This window comes from Lactobacillus sp. ESL0679 (genome assembly GCF_029433515.1).
Taxonomy (GTDB): domain Bacteria; phylum Bacillota; class Bacilli; order Lactobacillales; family Lactobacillaceae; genus Lactobacillus.
The window spans coordinates 40,280-56,405 of the sequence record NZ_JAQTIG010000003.1; the positions used below are offsets into that span (position 1 = coordinate 40,280).

Sequence of the window (16,126 nt, forward strand, 5' to 3'; positions counted from 1 at the left end):
GTGCCTTTTTTATGTTTAAAATTATTCAGTTAAATATTTTTGCGCAAATTTTAGATAGAACTTGCATGCCGCTAAGTAGTCGGGAATATCAACGTACTCGTCGATTTGATGGCAGCTGTCATTGCCCGGTCCAATGCTAAACATTGTTGGTGCTGTTGGGCTATTGACAAACTTAGAGGCGTCGGTGGTGCCTGATTCGGTTACCAAATTAACTGGTCGCTCTAAAACGTCTGCGAGTAATTCCTGAGCTGCCTGCACGTACTCATTGTTTGCATCACCAGAAACAGCCTCGCCTAAATAATCGTACTGCAATTCAAAATGGTGCTGTGGCATTTGATTAACTTCATTGATTACATCTTCTAAAATCGTTTGGATGTCTTTAACCGTGTAGAACGGGTTAATGCGAATGTTTCCGCGAGCAACAATTTTATCAGGCATACTGTTAACTTGGTCACCGCCAGAAATCATCGTGATGTTGTGCAGAACAGGACCTAACTTTTCATGGACCAGTGGCAAATGCCGTAATTTTTGGTTGGCTAATTGGATAAAATCAGTCATGTTATCAATGGCGTTGAGGACATTTAATTGCGCAGAGTGAGCGACTTTGCCGTAAGAGGTGACAGTGTAATCAATGTCGCCATTATTGGAATAAGAAATATCAAGGTTGGAGTCTTCACCGATGACAATAACGTTTAAATCGTCAATAAAGCCTTCCCTAGTTAATTCTTCAGCGCCCCACTGCCCAGTTTCTTCACCAACAGACATTAATAAACGTAATTCCCCTGTTAAAGGCACGTTGTCTTCGAGTAGAGTGATGAGCGTGCCAATCATCCCCGCTAAGCCGCTCTTCATATCTGTCGTGCCCCGGCCGTACATTTTGGTGTTATGATCGTACAATTTGCCGGAAAATGGATCATCGCGCCAAGCTGCACGATTGCCAAGGTTAACCACATCCATGTGACCGGAAAAGCCGAGCTTGAAATTGCCGTCAGTGGGGCCAATTGAGATGACAGCACTTTCGCGATCACCCTGATAGGGAACACGTGTTATGCGAACGCGGTCGCCAAAGGGTGCGAATAACTGTTCAACGTAGTCAACAACCTTTTTTTCATGGTCGTCAATGGTTTCTATTTGGATTAAATCTTGTAATAACTTAATTTGTCTTTGTCTATCCATAGTAATTCCTATCAATTAAATAATTATTTGTCTTGCGTGCCAACTTGAATCTGATTGGCCATTAAATTGTAATTCTGACTGCCATCGAGGTGTTTTTCAATCAAGTTGAAAATCCGCGTGATAGTAAAGGTTAAAATCAGGTAAATTGCGGAAATTGTCAGGTAAGTTGGGAAGAATTTGAAACTTTGACTGGCAATTGTGGAACCAACGAAGAATAATTCAGAAACAGAGATAATGCTCAAAACTGAAGTATCCTTGATATTTACAATAAACTCGTTGGTAATTGAAGGGAGACAATTTCTGATTGCCTGCGGCAGGATAATGTGCCACATTCTTTGGCTATGAGTCATCCCCAGTGCACTGGCTGCCTCGAACTGACCATCGGGAGTGGAAATAATCCCGCCGCGGATAATTTCGGCTAAATATGCACCGGTATTAATCGAAACAATGATTAAGGCAGCGGCAGTTCTGTCAATGTTAAGATGCCAGAATTGCGCAATGCCGTAGTAAATTACGGCTGCCTGAACCATCATTGGCGTGCCCCGAAAGACTTCGATATAAACTGACAGGAGCCAATTAATAAATTTCAAGCCCCAACGCTTGCCGCGAGTGGTGGGTTCAGGAATTGTGCGGACAATTCCAACGACTAAACCAATTAGGAAACCAGCAACTGTTCCGACAGCAGCTAGTAATAAGGTCATGCCAATCCCGCTCATAATCATGCCGCCGTATTGCTTGAGCATGGAGATGAGCCACGGCTCTGGTTTACCATTTTTACCCTTTTTCGAAGTGGTCTTAGGTTGTTCTTTAATAGCTGCCGTCATTAATTCTTGGCGTTTTTTAGTAGGAATCCCTGCTAAGATTTGGTTGACGTCTTTAAGCAGCTTGGGATTAGACTTGGCAACACCAATTGAAGAAACCATCTGTTCTTTGGTGACATGGAAACCATGCATCGGATTAAGCTTTACTGCCGTAATATCAGGATCAACCATTTTGAACGAAATGGCCTCAGTTGAGTCAGCGATATACCCGTCGATTGTTCCAGAAACCAGACTTTGCCGCATTGCGGAGAAGTCACTCATGGCAGGTTCCTTCTTAACTCCGGGCAATTGATTAATTAATTTATAGTGGAAAGTACCTTGCTGTGAGGTCAATTTTGCACCCTTAAAGTCTGTTAGCTTCTTGGCGTTGGCGAATCTGCTAGTCTTCTTAGTAATTACGACAAAAATGCCGCTCCAATAAGCATTGGTGAAGTTAATCGCTTTAGCACGTTCAGGAGTTGGACTCATTCCGGCAATAATTAAGTCGGCCTTGCCACTAGTTAATGAGGGGAGTAATCCATCCCATTCAGTCTTAAGTACGACCACTTTACGATGCAACTTTTTACCAATGATTTTGGCAATTTTGACATCATAGCCGTTAGCATAGGTATGTGAGCCGTCAATTGGGACGGCACCATTAGCCGAAGTGGTTTGGGTCCAATTGTTGGGCGAGTAGTTAGCTTCCATTGCGACTTTTAATACCCCATCGTCTTTTTTAGCTGCTTGGACTGAGGGTATATTGAAAAATGCACTGATAGTAAAACCGATTAGAACTGCAAAAATTGCGGTTAACCACTTGTATCTTGACTTCATTTTGAAAACCTCCAAATATTTTTCAAATAAAGCCAATACAATAAAAAGCGTAAATAAAAACCCTCGTCATCTTTCAAGACAACGAGGGTTATAATCAATCATATTTAGACAAATCATATAGCGCTCCCCAAGATTGACTTGGGACAGTCTGCAGGATCTGTTCCTGCAGCCCAACCAAAACCTTACGACGGATAAAATTTCGGTTTCGGCGGCAATTCTTGACACTAATCATCTTTGCATCACGCGTGCTTAGACTAGGTTCGTAATTGTCGCGACCTCTATTGCATTGGAAATTATTTAACTTGATGAAAATAATAAATTAAATTTTGATGATTGTCAACTGTATTATTAAAAAATTTTTAATAATATTTAATTTAAGACTTAAAAATCAAATGGTAAGCATCTTACTTGTATTTTGTAAGTGACTCCTTTATAGTGTATATATAAGCAAAGTTATGTAAGACTTTTAGGAGGTCATATAGATGGCAAAATTAACACAAGAAATGCAAGATTTAGTAACAAGCGAATTTCCTTTCTTAGCAACAGCTGACAAGGATGGTAATCCTCAAGTAGGTCCTAAGGGCTCATTAAAGGTTTACGATGATGAACACTTAGCTTATGTTGAATGGACAAGTAAGACAGCTTATGAAAACTTAAAGGCTACTGGTAAGGCAGCCGTTGCTGTATCAAATAAGGCGGCTGGAACTGGCTACCGCTTTGAAGGTACAGCTCATGTTTACCAACCTGGCTCAGCAGAATATAAAACTGCTAAGGAAAAGGGTGGCCTTGGCGACGGTACTGCCATTGTTGTAATTGATGTTGAAAGAATTTATCAATTAGGACATGTTCCAGAAGCTGGTGATTTACTGGTTGAAGGTGCACCAGAACGCCGCGGCTGCTAATAAATTAAATGGCTAATCTTAAACACGCTAGACAGAATTGCCTAGCGTGTTTTTGTGTGCTAATTTTTAATTCTTAACAACGGGCGTCTTTTCGTATGCTGTCATGTCTTTACCAAGAATTAGGAAAACAATGACGGTAATAATTGCAATAAATGCTGGCAGTAAAAGCGGCTTTTTAAGTAAGTCAAAAATACCGGCAACAATTGTTCCGAAGAAGACGTCAAGAATTGAAGAACCAAAAGTGATAAAGCTTGCTTGGCCAGATTGAATTGTAACTTCAGTCCGTCTAATTCGAATCCGAGAAATCCATGTGCTGACAGGGATGCAGCTAAGCATGACGGCAATAATACAAATGCTTAAAGTATAAACACTGGGACTAACGGCAAAGATAATTAGACATAGTGCGGGTAAAGTAATGAGCACCATGCTTTTCTTGAAATTTAATTTGGTCCGCAAAACGAGGTTGCCTAAGATGGTGCCAATGGCATAATCGACAATTAAATAGACAATGTTGGTATACTGGGGATCAACACTACTCCACAGGTAGACCATTAGACTATTAAAATAACCCATCAGTAAGCTAATGAAAATTGCCAAGATAATTGAGCTGCGTAAGCCAGTATTGGTCTTAATCAGGTGATAAATCTTTTTAACTTGCGCTAAGGTTGAATTAGTGGCTAGGTCATGACCAACCAGATTAGGATCGTAGTTTTCATCTAGTAAACTAGTTGGAATCGCAAATAATAGGTAGGCAATACTACCAACAAGTAATAAAAATTTGTAGATAATCGAGCCATCGTTAAGCTCGCTAGCCAGAACATAGGCACAGCCAATTGCTAAGTAACTTAAAATTAAGCCAATATTGCCGAAAGTTGTGTTCTTACCAATTACCATATCAACTTGTTCGTCAGGAATGAAGCGCTTGGTGGCACCGTTATATGCAGACTGAGCAAAAAGTGCAATAAAAGTCATGACGATGTCACAGGCAATGTAGGCATAAATGAAATAAACGCCATTAAAGAAAAAGGGAATTAGTAAGATTAAGCCTAGTAAGGGATAGGTGATTTGTAAGGCCTTCTTCTTACTGATACGGTCCATTGTGGAACCAACAAAAAGCGTCAGAATAATGATGCCAAACGATTCTAAGCTTGAGAAGATGCTGTTGACAGTTACCGACCGTGAAAAAGAAGCGATTAAGATTGAACCGCCAATACCAACAGATAAGTCACCCAGGTTAGAAATTAATGCCATGATTGGTAAGAGGGAAGAATTACGGACTTTTTTCATATTTAGCTCCTGTAAAAAATATTATGTAATTATTATGATCTAAATATGAAAAAATTCAACAACACTAAATATATTTTAATACTGATAAGAAGCAGAAATTTATTGCCAACCGTGATTTTCTGTGTAATCACGTTTTTTCATTCTTGAGACGTAGGGATTGCCAGCGACATAATAACGCAAAGGCTTTTGTGCCCACTCTGGTTCAGATTGATTAATGCCAATTCGCGGCCCAGCAATGATTTTAGCTGCGTGCTTTTTGTGAGCATTGTCTAGGTCGATGCTAAATGGTGAATCATCTAAAAAGTGCAGGTTCCAATGTTTATCATGAATGCCAAAGGCCTGCATCATTTTAGCGGGGCCATTGGTTAGTAAAACCTCACTTTTACCGCCGCGATTGGTAATCATCTGCTCAATGCCCCATGCTGGTTCGATTGCTCTAATCAAAATTCCCTGCGGCTCGTCTAGTTCTTGTGTAGCTACATCAAAGAAAAAATATTGCCTTTGGCTGTAAATATAAATGGTGCCGCCAGTGCGGTACAAGCCTTCATTAGCTGGACTGCGGCGATTGCCATAAGAATGCGCGGCGCGATCGCGGGCACCCAAATAGGCTTCGGCTTCAACGATATAGCCGCCCATTAAGTGCTGACCATTATTGTAAGTTAACGGTCGTCCGATTAGGTCAGCGGTGATTTCGGTAGTAGAATTGTTAGTAAAGTATGTGGAATAATTCATTTTTTCTTCCTAGTAAGATATTGAAAATAAAAGGGAAATAATAATGACAGAAATTAAATTGGTGCGAATTTATAATCATGAACAACCTGCTGGTTACCGAATTTTAGTTGATCGGTTATGGCCACGCGGGATGAGTAAGGTTAAGGCTAATTTGGATGAATGGGCAAAAGAAGTGGGGCCAAGTAGCGACTTGCGCAAATGGTTTAACCATGAAGATGCGAAGTTTGTCTCTTTTAAGCAGAAATATCTTGCGCAGTTACAGAAAAATCCGGCGCTGCCGCAATTTTTAGAATTAGTAAAAGCGCAGCTGGCTAAGCAAGATGTCTTGTTTTTATATAGTGCAAAAAATAAAGAGCACAACCAAGCGGTTGTACTCAAAGAATATGTGCTGCAGTCCTTATAGTTTGCGCCCGTGGCGTCTAATCCGCCAAAAATGAAAGGCGATTGTCAGTAAAAGAATGCCAAAGACAATCATTGCAAACAACGTGTTTGGCAGTTCATAATTAAATGGCGGCAGCGAAAGTAGCAGTTTAAGTGCGATAATCCCAATTAAGACGTAGGCCATTGGTTGTAATTCCGGAATAATATCCATCAATCTGATAATGACTTCGGCTACGCCCCGCATGCACAGAATTCCAATCATTCCGCCGATTAGAACAACTACTGGATTGCTGGAAACGGCCAATGCCGCTAAAACTGAATCAATTGAAAAGACAATATCCATTGCTTCAATCGAAATAACTGTGCGCCAGAAGAGGGACAAGACATGCTTGCCCTTCTTTTTTTGATGAGCCAAAATCTTTTCTTCTTCGGCTTTTTCTTTTGCGGCGGCTTTTTGCGGGTGGCGCTGATCATAGAAAAACTTGATGGCGAGGTAAAACAGGTAGAAGCTGCCGGCTAGTTTAATCTCCCAAAAATTAATCAGGTAAGTTCCGATCCCAATAACGATAAAACGGAAAATATATGCGCCCCAAAGACCATAAAATAAGGACTTTTCCTGCTGCTTTTTATCAGGTAAGACTTTTGTCTGTGTGGCTAAAACGACCGCATTATCAACGGACAACAAGCATTCCATCAAAATCAGGGTAAGGATAACCATCCAATCCTTGCCGCTAGTTAAGACGTGCAGCCAATTGCTGGCACTGAAAAAGGGGGCATACATTTTAATAATTGACATCTAAAAACTCTTTTCTAAATTAATGAGGTGTTTCTTGTAGTTATTGCCAAGGCGATATTGACCATAAGTGCCATCAGCGCGAATTATTCGATGACACGGGATGAAAAACAAAACGGGGTTCAGAGCAACCGCGTGAGCTACTGCTCGAGTGGCTTGTGGCTGCCCAATCGCTTGGGCTAGCTCTTGATAACTGATTGTCTGACCATAAGGGATTTGCCTTACTTGCTCAAGGACTTTTTGCTGCCAAGGCGTGACTATCTGGCTAATACTTAGCGGCACATCGAGCTTTTTCCTAGTCCCAGTTAAAAATTCCCGTAATTCTTGGACATAAGGTGTGAGTCTTGCCGGATCAGGAAGCGGCTTTTCGCTTGGATAAAAGTGCCTTAATGGCAAAGTTGCTGCGTTTGTTTGCCCAACATAAGTAAGACCGCTTTCATCTGCAACTAATTGAAAAGTCACATGGTCAATGGTTAAATTTGCGTAATAAAGCATTAAATTTGGTCAAAAACGTCCAGTGCGTCCGCAATAATTGAAGAAATTCCGGCAGCAGGGATTTCAGTCTTGTTGATTGCCCAAATTTTGGCGTCACTTTGGCGGTAAGACAGCAACTGGGCAAACGGATAAACGACAAAGCTGGTACCAGAAATAATTACTAAATCAGAATTTTGCATGGCATTAACGGACTTAGATAGGTTATCGCCGTTGATAGCTTCGCCATAAAGCACGATACCAGGACGAATGATGCCGCCACAATTCTCATGCCGGTAGCTTTTGGCGTATTCCGTGTAGGCAACAGGTTGGTGACACTTGGTGCAGTAGATATTATACAAGCTGCCGTGAAATTCGGTCACGTGCTGGTTGCCAGCCTTTGTATCAAGGTGGTCAACGTTTTGGGTAATTAAATCGCCCTTGTCGTTACAAAGTTCAGCAATCTTTTGGTGGATTGCATTCGGCTTGGCATCGGGGAAGTACATGTTATCCATGACAAATTTGTAGAAAAAGTCGGGCCGGTTATAAAGCGTTTCTTTACTTAAAATGGTTTCGGGACTTTCAGAGACACCATCGTAAATTCCGTTTTTGGAACGGTAATCAGGAATGCCGGAATGAGTAGAAACACCGGCGCCAGTTAGAAATGTAATGTGCTGGGCTTGGTCAATGTCATGTTTTAATTCAGCTATTTGCTTTGGGTCAATCATCAGTTATGCACCTTTCTTAAAATTAATTTACTATCTGTAGTTTACTACAAGTTGCGGCTGCGATGAATGAGTTTAGTGTGACATAATTAGAGGTTTTGCAATTTAAGGAGTTAATAAAAAGCAGTGAATCAATATTCCGGCGAATATTGCTCCACTACTAGGTTAGTATGTTTTTGTGTAAAATTTAATTTCTCCCAACCAATATTATTAAGTTATTTCACTGTCAATTTGATGATACTCTTTTTTAAAATAAAGATGCGGGTATGGAAATGGTGTTTGAATATTTAATAAAGAGGAACTAAAAGTGGAGCCAGAGGAAAAATTTAGAATAGTGTAGATTTGTACGACAATTATGGTACGATTAAACTGAGGTGATTATAGTGGCACAAACAGCAAGAATTGAAGCAAGAATAGACCCGAATATTAAAGCCAAGGCCAGTAAAGAACTAGCAAAACATGGTTTGAGTATTTCTGATTTTGTTAGAATGAGTTTAACTGAAGTTGCGATTGAGGGCTTGCCAAAACAGTATATTATTCCCAAACTTAGTGCGACTGTTCAAGCATCGTTGGCAGAGATAAAGGCAGATATGGATGGCACTAAAAAATTGCCGAAAGCACATAGTTATGAAGAATTAATTAGTTGGAAGCAAAATGAAACCAATTAAGCGACTTGAGGTCGGTATAAGTATTGAAGTCGGTAATCTTTCGTCTTTTAGTCAGCATTTTTTAATGCTGTTTTTATAAATAACCTTGATTTATCAACGTTTAGCACAGGTAATTCAAGGTTATTTTTGTTAGTAAAAGTAATTTTGACACAAAAATGGCACATAATTTAAAACTATGTGTCAAAGAAATCTTTGGTAGCAGAAGAAAAGCTGATATGGTGGACTTAAAGCCCGCTTTTTTATATTCCAATAAAAAAAGCGATCCATTGGGATCGCTACCGCGCGTTGTAAGTAGTCAACTTACAGGCACGTCTTTTTACACTGAAAACGTGTAAACTCTTCATACGATAATTATAACATGCTAGAATATTATTGCACGTCTTTTAGTGTGTAACTCTGAAAAGTCTAGTCAACTTTTCTAAAGGAGGTGAACACGATGCTGAAAAACGTTGTTAAACTCTTCATAGCTTACATTTTTCTTAGACAAGCAACCAATTTGTTAACTGCATTGCAAGGTGTGTTAGCTGAATTAGTTAAACTATTTAAGTAGTGTACACAGCAGCTTAGATTTTCTAAGCTGCTTTTTGTATTTGGAAAATGTATTTAAAGAAGGTTATCCAATAGTTCAAAAAAGCATGAATGATATATTAATATTAAAAATGATCATTTGATTGGGCTCAATAGTGACAGGTAGAGTTTTATCGTTTATAAATTTATTTATGTTATTTATAATAGGTGTCTTTTTCCTTCTTTTCTTATACATATATCCAAGGTTTATAATCTGAACAGTTTTATTTCCTATATTTCTGACTGTTACAATATGGTTAAGGTTATTTTTTTGTAAAAGAATCAAAACCAAAAGACTAGCTCCGATAAAATATCGGGAGCTAGTCCTAAGTTAAACTTAACGATCTTTTTGTATTTTATAATAGTGGAATGCCGTGTTCAGCGCATGTCGTAACCATCTCTTTAGGCCAAATGCTGGCTTGAACTTCGCCAATATGAGCTTTGCCCAGTAGTAACATGCACAGGCGCGATTGGCCAATACCGCCACCGATTGAGTAAGGCAATTCGCCTTTCAGCAGCAATTGGTGGAACGGTAATTGTTCACGGTCAAGGCAGCCGGCCTTTGTTAGTTGCTCGTGTAAACTTTCGGGACTAACACGGATCCCCATTGAAGAAATTTCTAACTTTTGCTTGAGTGGCTCATACCAGAAGATCAGGTCGCCGTTTAATTGCCAGTCATCGTAGTCTGGTGCACGACCGTCGTGTGGCTTACCACTACGATTTAATTTATCACCAATCTTCATTAAAAAGACGGCCTTTTCTTCCTTGGCAATCTTGTTTTCACGTTCCTCTGGGCTGATATCTGGCCAGTGGTCTTCCAATTCTTGCGTGGTAATAAAGTGGACCTCGTCGGGCAGGCGATAAGTAGAAGCCGGGTAACGCGAGGCGCACTCAGCTTCAATCTGTTTAATCGCTGCGAAAATCTTGTTGACGGTGATTTCCAGGGTTTCGCTAGTACGGTCTTCTTTGCTAATGACCTTTTCCCAGTCCCACTGGTCAACATAGATGGAATGGAAATTATCCATTTCCTCGTCGCGGCGGATGGCGTTCATATTTGTGTAGAGTCCTTCGTGCATCCGGAAGCCATACTTCTTAAGCGCCATGCGTTTCCATTTGGCAAGTGAGTGGACAATCTCAATTGTATCGTCCTTAGGCATGTCTTTGGCATCAAAGGCGACGGGACGTTCCACACCGTTTAAGTTGTCGTTTAGTCCCGTGTCTTTTTCGACAAACATTGGTGCCGACATCCGTTGCAAGTTGAGCTTTTGCGCTAAAATGTCTTGGAATCGCTCCCGAATAAACACGATTGCTGCTTCGGTATCTCTAATTGTTAAAGTTGGCTGATATTTTTCTGGTAAAATCAAAGTCATGGTAGTTACCTCCAAAATTGGGTCAAAGAAAAAAGCCCTTTGTCCGATTGATAATTCAATAGGACGAAAGGCTTTTTCCGCGGTACCACCTAAATTGCTCAAAGCTTGAGCCAACTCATGAAGCACTAACATGCTTCACCAGCGTGGTAACGTACTGGGGACGACGCAACTTACTCTTCTAAAATTTCAGTGCGCTGCTAAAAGGGTTTTTCGATAATTCAGGGTCTGGCGCATTTGCACTAGCTGCACCTCACTGAGTAGAGATAAATTATTTACTCGTCTTTGTCATTGCATTTATGTTAAATGATATTTAACACTCTTTTTAATAAAATTGCAAGCAAAAATTAATTATATTCACGATGACTATCGAAATTAAGCTACTCTGTTATAATAATAAAGAATAATAGCGAGGAGAATTTTTATGGCAAATTCGACATTTTTATATTTTCTTTTGGATGCAATACTGCTTGGTTACAGCTGCTACAGTTGGTTTTGGCAAGCTAGTATTGACTTAAAGGGACATTATCGGACTTCATCAATTGTTTGGACTGTGCTAATTATTTGGGCTGGTTTTGCGTGGGAATTTTTGGAAAAGAGCGACCCGGGCTTGAGCATGTTTCTCGCCATCTTTTTATTAATGGGAATTATTGATGGCTTTTCCGGTTTAGCACCGAAAAGGGCAGTGGTGTCGGGTTATTTTAGGCGGACAATTGCCTATAAAGATATTGTCATGGTAACTTTGATTAAGGTGCCGAAACTCAAGAAGAAAATGGTAATTTGTATTTTGATGACGAAGAAGCACCAACAATATTACCTGCGCTTTTCTAAAGAAGTGACGCAAATTATTACTGTTTTGAAAAAGCGCATTGGCCACAATGTTCAGATTGAAGTGCAAGATATTTTATAAAAAAAGCCACGCACTAAGGCATGACTTTTAGAGTTAAGCTTTTACAGATAAATGTAAAAGTTTATTTTTTTAATTATAAAATTGGGGATAGCATCCGCGAAAAGCTCTGCAGGGTCCGCAGCCAGCGGCCTTGTTTAGCGATCATCTCTGGTGAAAGCAGAGTTGACTGTTTCATGTCTTCTTCAAAGGCATGGGCAATTTTGCTAGTAAAGTTTTTATCATAAAAAATCGCAATGTCCTCAAAATTAAGGTCATAAGAACGGTAATCTTGGTTCATTGAGCCGACAGTTGAAACGTCGTCATCAACCACAATTGTCTTGGCGTGAATAAAGCCGTGATTGTAGATGTAAATTTTGACGCCGTAACGCGATAATTCGTTTGCGTACCACTGCGTTGCCCGATAAATGAAGGGGTGGTCTGGCTTGCACGGAATCATAATTCGCAAATCAACGCCTGACATGGCAACTGTCTGCAGGGTCGCGAACATGGCATCATCAGGGATAAGGTAAGGTGTTTGCAGCCAAAGCCGTGTTTTGGCTTGCGACATTAACTTCATAACACCGTTACGCATGTTGGCGTTGTAATGGTCTGGACCATCGGAGACAATCTGCGTGGCAATATCGCCAGGATGGATTTCATTCTCATCTAAGTCAGGAAAGAGAAGGTGGTTGAAGGTAATCAGTTGGCTATCTTTTTGAATTGAAGCATTCCAATCCATGACAAAACGTTCCTGAAGTAAGAGTGAAGCCGAACCGACAATGCGAACCTGACTGTCGCGCCAATAGCCAAACTTCTTTTTTCGGCCTAAATATTGATCACCGATGTTAAACCCGCCGGTCCACGAGATTTTACCATCGATAACTACAATCTTGCGGTGCAGGTGGTAATTAATCCGGTACCGCGTAATCATGTTGCGCGATGTGACGAAGGGCAATACTTGCCCGCCGACTTGGCATAATTGGTTGAACCATGACTTGGTTGCCCCCATTGATCCCCAAGCATCATAAAGGACACGGACGCAAACGCCCTCGCAAGCCTTTTTAATTAATAAATTCAAAATTTCATTGCCAATATCATCGTTATAAAAGGTATAAAATTCTACGTTAATGGTTTCGCGGGCATTTTTAATATCCTGAATCATGTCGGCAAACATTGGTTGTCCGTCAGTATAGAGCTTGACCTGATTGTTCTTACTTAATGGTGATTCGCCTTGCCGGTCGAAGAAGTGAACGACCATCTTGGCCTTATTAGAAGTATCAGATGAGCTAATCTTTTTAGGAGCTTTAGTAATTGACTTTTGCACGTTGCGCAGTCCGATGTGGTGCTGTTTATTAATGGCAAAAATATTTTCTTGTGAAATTCCACGACCAAAAAAGCCATACAGAGTCATCCCGATTACGGGGAAAACAAGCAGGATAATTAGCCATGCCCAGGTTGTAGAAACCGACCGTCGTCTGTGAAAGACGATGTAGAAGGCAAGAATAGTGTTGGCAATAATGATGATACGCGCAATGTCACGAAGTAGACTCACGGAAATCCTCCAGAATAATAAAAAGTTACTGTGTTAGGCCGATAAATTTATCGACAATTTTGATAACGAACGGATTATCATGCATCCAGCTGTGCTCGGCGTATTTTTGCCCACGGATTTCAACTTCGTGGTATGAATGGGCACCGGGTGCCAGAATGTAGCGAATGCTTTTAGCAGAAATAACGGAAATAAACTTGTCGCTGTTAGTGTTGTCAAGGACGTTACCATAAATGTTTAAAACGGAAATGTCGGGGTTGAACCGCTTGCGTCTGAGCAGCAGGTAAATGTAATGTGGGTTAATTACATTGGGGCGGCCGTTGGCATTAAGACCGTTAACGTTCGGGATGTCCCCCATGTAAGTTACACCGTCGAAAGGCCCGGCAATAAAGGCGCACTTGGTCAGCCGCGGGAAATTCTTCTTGCGGCAGGTGCGCATCTCGGTGCGGACAACACATGGGCAGGCGAGTGAATGCGCGACAGCCATGTAATTTTTAAAGTGAAATTTTTGTGCTAAAAAGGGCAGTAGCATTCGCAGATAATAGTCAATCGCGTACACGCCGATTAGCCGCTGCCGAAAGACCACTTGAACAATTGGGTTTAAGTCGCCGGTCCAAGTGCCCTCGAGTTTAAAATTACCTAACAAATCAATTGTCACCTTGAGATATTTAGGGTTATCCTTATCTTTTAGAGCCTGCTTAATCATGACGTTAGTTGTGTAGTCGCCGCCGCGAAAGCCGTGAAAGTAAAGCACGGGTACTTGTTTAAAGTCGCCGAGTTTTTCTTCAATCACGGCATTATCATCGACGTGCTTTTTGTGCAGATGTAGCAGAGGTCTAGTCAGTGCAATGCTGGCTAAAATCGCCAAAGAGAGCATATTAAACCTACTAGGTTCTTCAGATAGATTGTGTTTGCGGTTTTTTTCCGCTTCTTCCTTATATTTTTTGGTATTGAAGAACATTACGCTCACCTTTAAAATAATAATTAATTATATTCTAACATTGCAAATAACTTTTTAGTAAATAATGAGGTACATATGAAATTTTATGCAGTAAAAAAAGGTCGTGCTCCCGGAATTTATCGTACGTGGGATGCAACCAAAAAGCAAGTTGACGGGTTTTCTGGGGCTAGGTACAAGTCTTTCAATGAGGAAGCTGATGCAATTGAATTTATGGGTCCAGCATATAAACCTGCAACTGCTAAACCTAAACGCAAAGCGGTTAAGCATGTAGCTGGTGCAAAGCGGCCTGCTGTCGTCCCAATTGCTACTAAAAGTGTGCTGCCCAAGAGTGAGGACACCTTGCAAAATGCGATTGCTAAGATTCAACGCTTTAGTGAACAGACCAAGCTGCAATCGCCCAAGCCTAGATCGCCGCGAGTTAGGCAAGTAATTAAAAAAGCACCCGAGAAGAAAACTCAGGTGCATAGGGATCAAACTTATTTTGCGACAATCTATACTGATGGTGGGACCCGCAATACCGGTAATTATAAGGGTGGTCATGTTAAGCCAACGGATAAGGCTGCATGGGCTTACCTGATTGAATGGCAGGAAGCCGGGGAGCCTAAGTCAACTTACGGCACAAACGGTGAGTTTGGTGCCACTAATAATAAAATGGAATTGACTGCATTGATCGAGGCCCTCAAAAAACTATTGGAACTCAACTTTAATACCAAGCCACTGCTATTTGTGCTTGATTCACAATACGTGCTGAATCCAATTACAAAAGGCTGGCTTAAAAGTTGGAAAAAGCGGGGCTGGAAGAAAAGTTCCAAGGGTGAAATTGCTAACTTAGCTGGCTGGCAAGAGCTAGATAGTTTGCTTGCCCAGTTTAGTAATCCGGAATTTAAGTGGACTAAGGGGCACGCTAATAATCGCGGTAATGAGTTTGTTGACCATACCTTGAACAAGTTTATGGATCAAATGTAACTACTTAATAGTAACAATGGTGCCGCCAAACAAATGATCGAAAAAGCCGGCAATATTGTCCCAAAGCTGTTCAAACCAGTTGCGGTTCTCTTGCGTGTTGAGTTTATTAAAGATATTTTTGGCATTCTTTTCGATTCCTTTAGAAAGGGTCGCTGCCTGTTCTTTAAAATTATGGTTCTTCAGAGCACCAGAATCACGTACCTCAATTAACACGTTAATAATTTGCTGCTTTTGATTGTTATTAATTGTGTTGCCAAGATGATTAATATTAATTTGGTTATTAACAATATCATGGATTTGACTATCGGAAATATTGTTGCCGATTTTACCCATTTCTTGTTTGGCACCAGCAATCGCATTGTTTAATTGGGCATCGGTGTAGCCATCTTTGCCCTTGTTTTCCTTAGTGATTTTGCTTAAAGTGCCCATCTCATCTTGAGCGGCATTTACTTGGCTTTGGTTTAAATGGTCGCCAGTCTTGGCATAAGCAGCATAAACACCGGCTAAAGCACCGGAACCATCGATTGGAGTGGCGCTGGTGACATAAATGTTAGCGTCGGCAATCCCCGCGGTTAAAGCGGCGTTCTTGTATTGGTTGGCGGTAATGGTTGTAATATTGTTACTGCCTTTATAATTTAAAATCTGTACGTTGATACCACTGCCACTGGCTGTCTTCTGGATCATGGCACTGGACCAAACGCCTGAGCCAGTCGTGAAGTTGTCGCCTGACGGATTAAGGTACTTGACGAGGTCTTCACCGTTAATCGTAATTGTTTGGTAACTAGAACCATTGAGCGGTGCGGTTAAGGTCTTCAATGTTCCATCACGCTGCGGGTCGGTTAACGATGTCCCTAAACAAATAATTGGTAAATCATCGGCCTTTACGATCTGCAGCTGCTCGGTGAATTCGCAGGCCGTGGCAAGTGTTACTAGCAATATTGATATTATTGAAAACATTTTTTTCATAAGAATATTAACTCCTTTTTGATGTCTTAATTATAATAGGTGCTCATAGGAAAAGGTCAAGTTACGATTTCGTGTCGTTTATTTTACGTTTT

The 16,126-nt window shown here is 40.8% G+C and carries 16 protein-coding genes, 1 riboswitch and 1 other annotated feature; of the genes, 5 read left to right on the forward strand and 11 right to left on the reverse strand.

The genetic code is table 11. The features are described 5' to 3' along the window. Positions 1-21 precede the first annotated feature (21 nt). Together PT287_RS04780 and PT287_RS04785 are read right to left on the reverse strand one after the other, a co-directional pair. Complete coding sequence (locus tag PT287_RS04780) at positions 22-1,176, reverse strand: ArgE/DapE family deacylase (protein ID WP_277133056.1); 1,155 nt, start codon at positions 1,174-1,176, stop codon at positions 22-24. 23 nt (positions 1,177-1,199) lie between these two features. Continuing rightward, complete coding sequence (locus tag PT287_RS04785) at positions 1,200-2,810, reverse strand: ABC transporter substrate-binding protein/permease (RefSeq protein ID WP_277133058.1); 1,611 nt, start codon at positions 2,808-2,810, stop codon at positions 1,200-1,202. A 110-nt stretch (positions 2,811-2,920) separates the two neighbouring features. Next, positions 2,921-3,099, reverse strand: a riboswitch (Lysine riboswitch). A gap of 193 nt (positions 3,100-3,292) precedes the next feature. Between PT287_RS04785 and PT287_RS04790 the strand changes: the two genes are divergently transcribed. Beyond that, the gene (locus PT287_RS04790; RefSeq protein WP_277133060.1) at positions 3,293-3,712 is read left to right on the forward strand and encodes a pyridoxamine 5'-phosphate oxidase family protein; all 420 of its coding nucleotides are present in this window, start codon (positions 3,293-3,295) and stop codon (positions 3,710-3,712) included. A 66-nt stretch (positions 3,713-3,778) separates the two neighbouring features. Here PT287_RS04790 and PT287_RS04795 read toward each other — a convergent pair whose 3' ends face one another. Together PT287_RS04795 and PT287_RS04800 are read right to left on the reverse strand one after the other, a co-directional pair. Further along, positions 3,779-4,999, reverse strand: coding sequence for an MFS transporter (locus PT287_RS04795; RefSeq protein ID WP_277133062.1), 1,221 nt, complete (start codon positions 4,997-4,999; stop codon positions 3,779-3,781). Between the two features lie 99 nt (positions 5,000-5,098). Continuing rightward, positions 5,099-5,731: a DNA-3-methyladenine glycosylase gene (locus PT287_RS04800; RefSeq protein WP_277133063.1), complete on the reverse strand. Its 633-nt coding sequence runs from the start codon at positions 5,729-5,731 to the stop codon at positions 5,099-5,101. Positions 5,732-5,774: 43 nt separating this feature from the next. Here PT287_RS04800 and PT287_RS04805 point away from each other — a divergent pair, with 43 nt between their 5' ends. Then, entirely contained in the window at positions 5,775-6,134 is a 360-nt protein-coding gene (locus PT287_RS04805) for a DUF488 family protein (RefSeq protein WP_277133065.1), read from the forward strand. Here PT287_RS04805 and PT287_RS04810 read toward each other — a convergent pair. The 3 genes from PT287_RS04810 to PT287_RS04820 are packed head-to-tail and all read right to left on the reverse strand — an operon-like array spanning position 6,129 to position 8,104. After that, complete coding sequence (locus PT287_RS04810) at positions 6,129-6,908, reverse strand: TerC family protein (RefSeq protein ID WP_277133067.1); 780 nt, start codon at positions 6,906-6,908, stop codon at positions 6,129-6,131. The genes PT287_RS04805 and PT287_RS04810 overlap by 6 nt on opposite strands. Beyond that, positions 6,909-7,400, reverse strand: coding sequence for a methylated-DNA--[protein]-cysteine S-methyltransferase (locus PT287_RS04815; protein ID WP_277133068.1), 492 nt, complete (start codon positions 7,398-7,400; stop codon positions 6,909-6,911). After that, complete coding sequence (locus tag PT287_RS04820) at positions 7,400-8,104, reverse strand: NAD-dependent protein deacylase (RefSeq protein ID WP_277133069.1); 705 nt, start codon at positions 8,102-8,104, stop codon at positions 7,400-7,402. The genes PT287_RS04815 and PT287_RS04820 overlap by 1 nt, the downstream gene beginning before the upstream one ends. 380 nt (positions 8,105-8,484) lie before the next feature. Here PT287_RS04820 and PT287_RS04825 point away from each other — a divergent pair, with 380 nt between their 5' ends. Beyond that, positions 8,485-8,769, forward strand: a complete 285-nt coding sequence (locus PT287_RS04825) for a type II toxin-antitoxin system RelB/DinJ family antitoxin (RefSeq protein ID WP_277133070.1) — start codon at positions 8,485-8,487, stop codon at positions 8,767-8,769. Positions 8,770-9,692: 923 nt separating this feature from the next. Here the strand turns inward: PT287_RS04825 and asnA are convergent. Then, positions 9,693-10,706 carry an aspartate--ammonia ligase gene (asnA, locus tag PT287_RS04830; protein ID WP_277133072.1) on the reverse strand — a complete coding sequence of 338 codons (1,014 nt, stop codon included), beginning with the start codon at positions 10,704-10,706 and terminating at the stop codon, positions 9,693-9,695. 56 nt (positions 10,707-10,762) lie between these two features. Continuing rightward, positions 10,763-11,004 (reverse strand) — a binding site (T-box leader). Positions 11,005-11,127: 123 nt separating this feature from the next. Here asnA and PT287_RS04835 point away from each other — a divergent pair. Continuing rightward, complete coding sequence (locus tag PT287_RS04835) at positions 11,128-11,613, forward strand: hypothetical protein (RefSeq protein ID WP_277133074.1); 486 nt, start codon at positions 11,128-11,130, stop codon at positions 11,611-11,613. Between the two features lie 73 nt (positions 11,614-11,686). Here the strand turns inward: PT287_RS04835 and cls are convergent, their stop codons facing one another. Beyond that, complete coding sequence (gene cls / locus PT287_RS04840) at positions 11,687-13,144, reverse strand: cardiolipin synthase (RefSeq protein WP_277133077.1); 1,458 nt, start codon at positions 13,142-13,144, stop codon at positions 11,687-11,689. 25 nt (positions 13,145-13,169) lie between these two features. Continuing rightward, positions 13,170-14,102, reverse strand: a complete 933-nt coding sequence (locus PT287_RS04845) for an alpha/beta hydrolase (protein WP_277133078.1) — start codon at positions 14,100-14,102, stop codon at positions 13,170-13,172. A gap of 75 nt (positions 14,103-14,177) precedes the next feature. Here PT287_RS04845 and PT287_RS04850 point away from each other — a divergent pair, with 75 nt between their 5' ends. Further along, positions 14,178-15,068 carry a ribonuclease H family protein gene (locus PT287_RS04850; RefSeq protein ID WP_277133081.1) on the forward strand — a complete coding sequence of 297 codons (891 nt, stop codon included), beginning with the start codon at positions 14,178-14,180 and terminating at the stop codon, positions 15,066-15,068. Here the strand turns inward: PT287_RS04850 and PT287_RS04855 are convergent, their stop codons facing one another. Beyond that, positions 15,069-16,034 (reverse strand): DUF1002 domain-containing protein, encoded by a 966-nt coding sequence (locus PT287_RS04855; RefSeq protein WP_277133082.1) that lies wholly within the window; start codon positions 16,032-16,034, stop codon positions 15,069-15,071. Positions 16,035-16,126: the final 92 nt, after the last annotated feature.

What these genes read in the sequence shown, in the direction of transcription:
- PT287_RS04780 (WP_277133056.1), bottom strand. Translation starts at nt 1,176, where the DNA reads ATGGATAGACAAAGACAAATTAAGTTATTACAAGATTTAATCCAAATA.
- PT287_RS04785 (WP_277133058.1), bottom strand. Translation starts at nt 2,810, where the DNA reads ATGAAGTCAAGATACAAGTGGTTAACCGCAATTTTTGCAGTTCTAATC.
- PT287_RS04790 (WP_277133060.1), top strand. Translation starts at nt 3,293, where the DNA reads ATGGCAAAATTAACACAAGAAATGCAAGATTTAGTAACAAGCGAATTT.
- PT287_RS04795 (WP_277133062.1), bottom strand. Translation starts at nt 4,999, where the DNA reads ATGAAAAAAGTCCGTAATTCTTCCCTCTTACCAATCATGGCATTAATT.
- PT287_RS04800 (WP_277133063.1), bottom strand. Translation starts at nt 5,731, where the DNA reads ATGAATTATTCCACATACTTTACTAACAATTCTACTACCGAAATCACC.
- PT287_RS04805 (WP_277133065.1), top strand. Translation starts at nt 5,775, where the DNA reads ATGACAGAAATTAAATTGGTGCGAATTTATAATCATGAACAACCTGCT.
- PT287_RS04810 (WP_277133067.1), bottom strand. Translation starts at nt 6,908, where the DNA reads ATGTCAATTATTAAAATGTATGCCCCCTTTTTCAGTGCCAGCAATTGG.
- PT287_RS04815 (WP_277133068.1), bottom strand. Translation starts at nt 7,400, where the DNA reads ATGCTTTATTACGCAAATTTAACCATTGACCATGTGACTTTTCAATTA.
- PT287_RS04820 (WP_277133069.1), bottom strand. Translation starts at nt 8,104, where the DNA reads ATGATTGACCCAAAGCAAATAGCTGAATTAAAACATGACATTGACCAA.
- asnA (WP_277133072.1), bottom strand. Translation starts at nt 10,706, where the DNA reads ATGACTTTGATTTTACCAGAAAAATATCAGCCAACTTTAACAATTAGA.
- PT287_RS04835 (WP_277133074.1), top strand. Translation starts at nt 11,128, where the DNA reads ATGGCAAATTCGACATTTTTATATTTTCTTTTGGATGCAATACTGCTT.
- PT287_RS04845 (WP_277133078.1), bottom strand. Translation starts at nt 14,102, where the DNA reads ATGTTCTTCAATACCAAAAAATATAAGGAAGAAGCGGAAAAAAACCGC.
- PT287_RS04850 (WP_277133081.1), top strand. Translation starts at nt 14,178, where the DNA reads ATGAAATTTTATGCAGTAAAAAAAGGTCGTGCTCCCGGAATTTATCGT.
- PT287_RS04855 (WP_277133082.1), bottom strand. Translation starts at nt 16,034, where the DNA reads ATGAAAAAAATGTTTTCAATAATATCAATATTGCTAGTAACACTTGCC.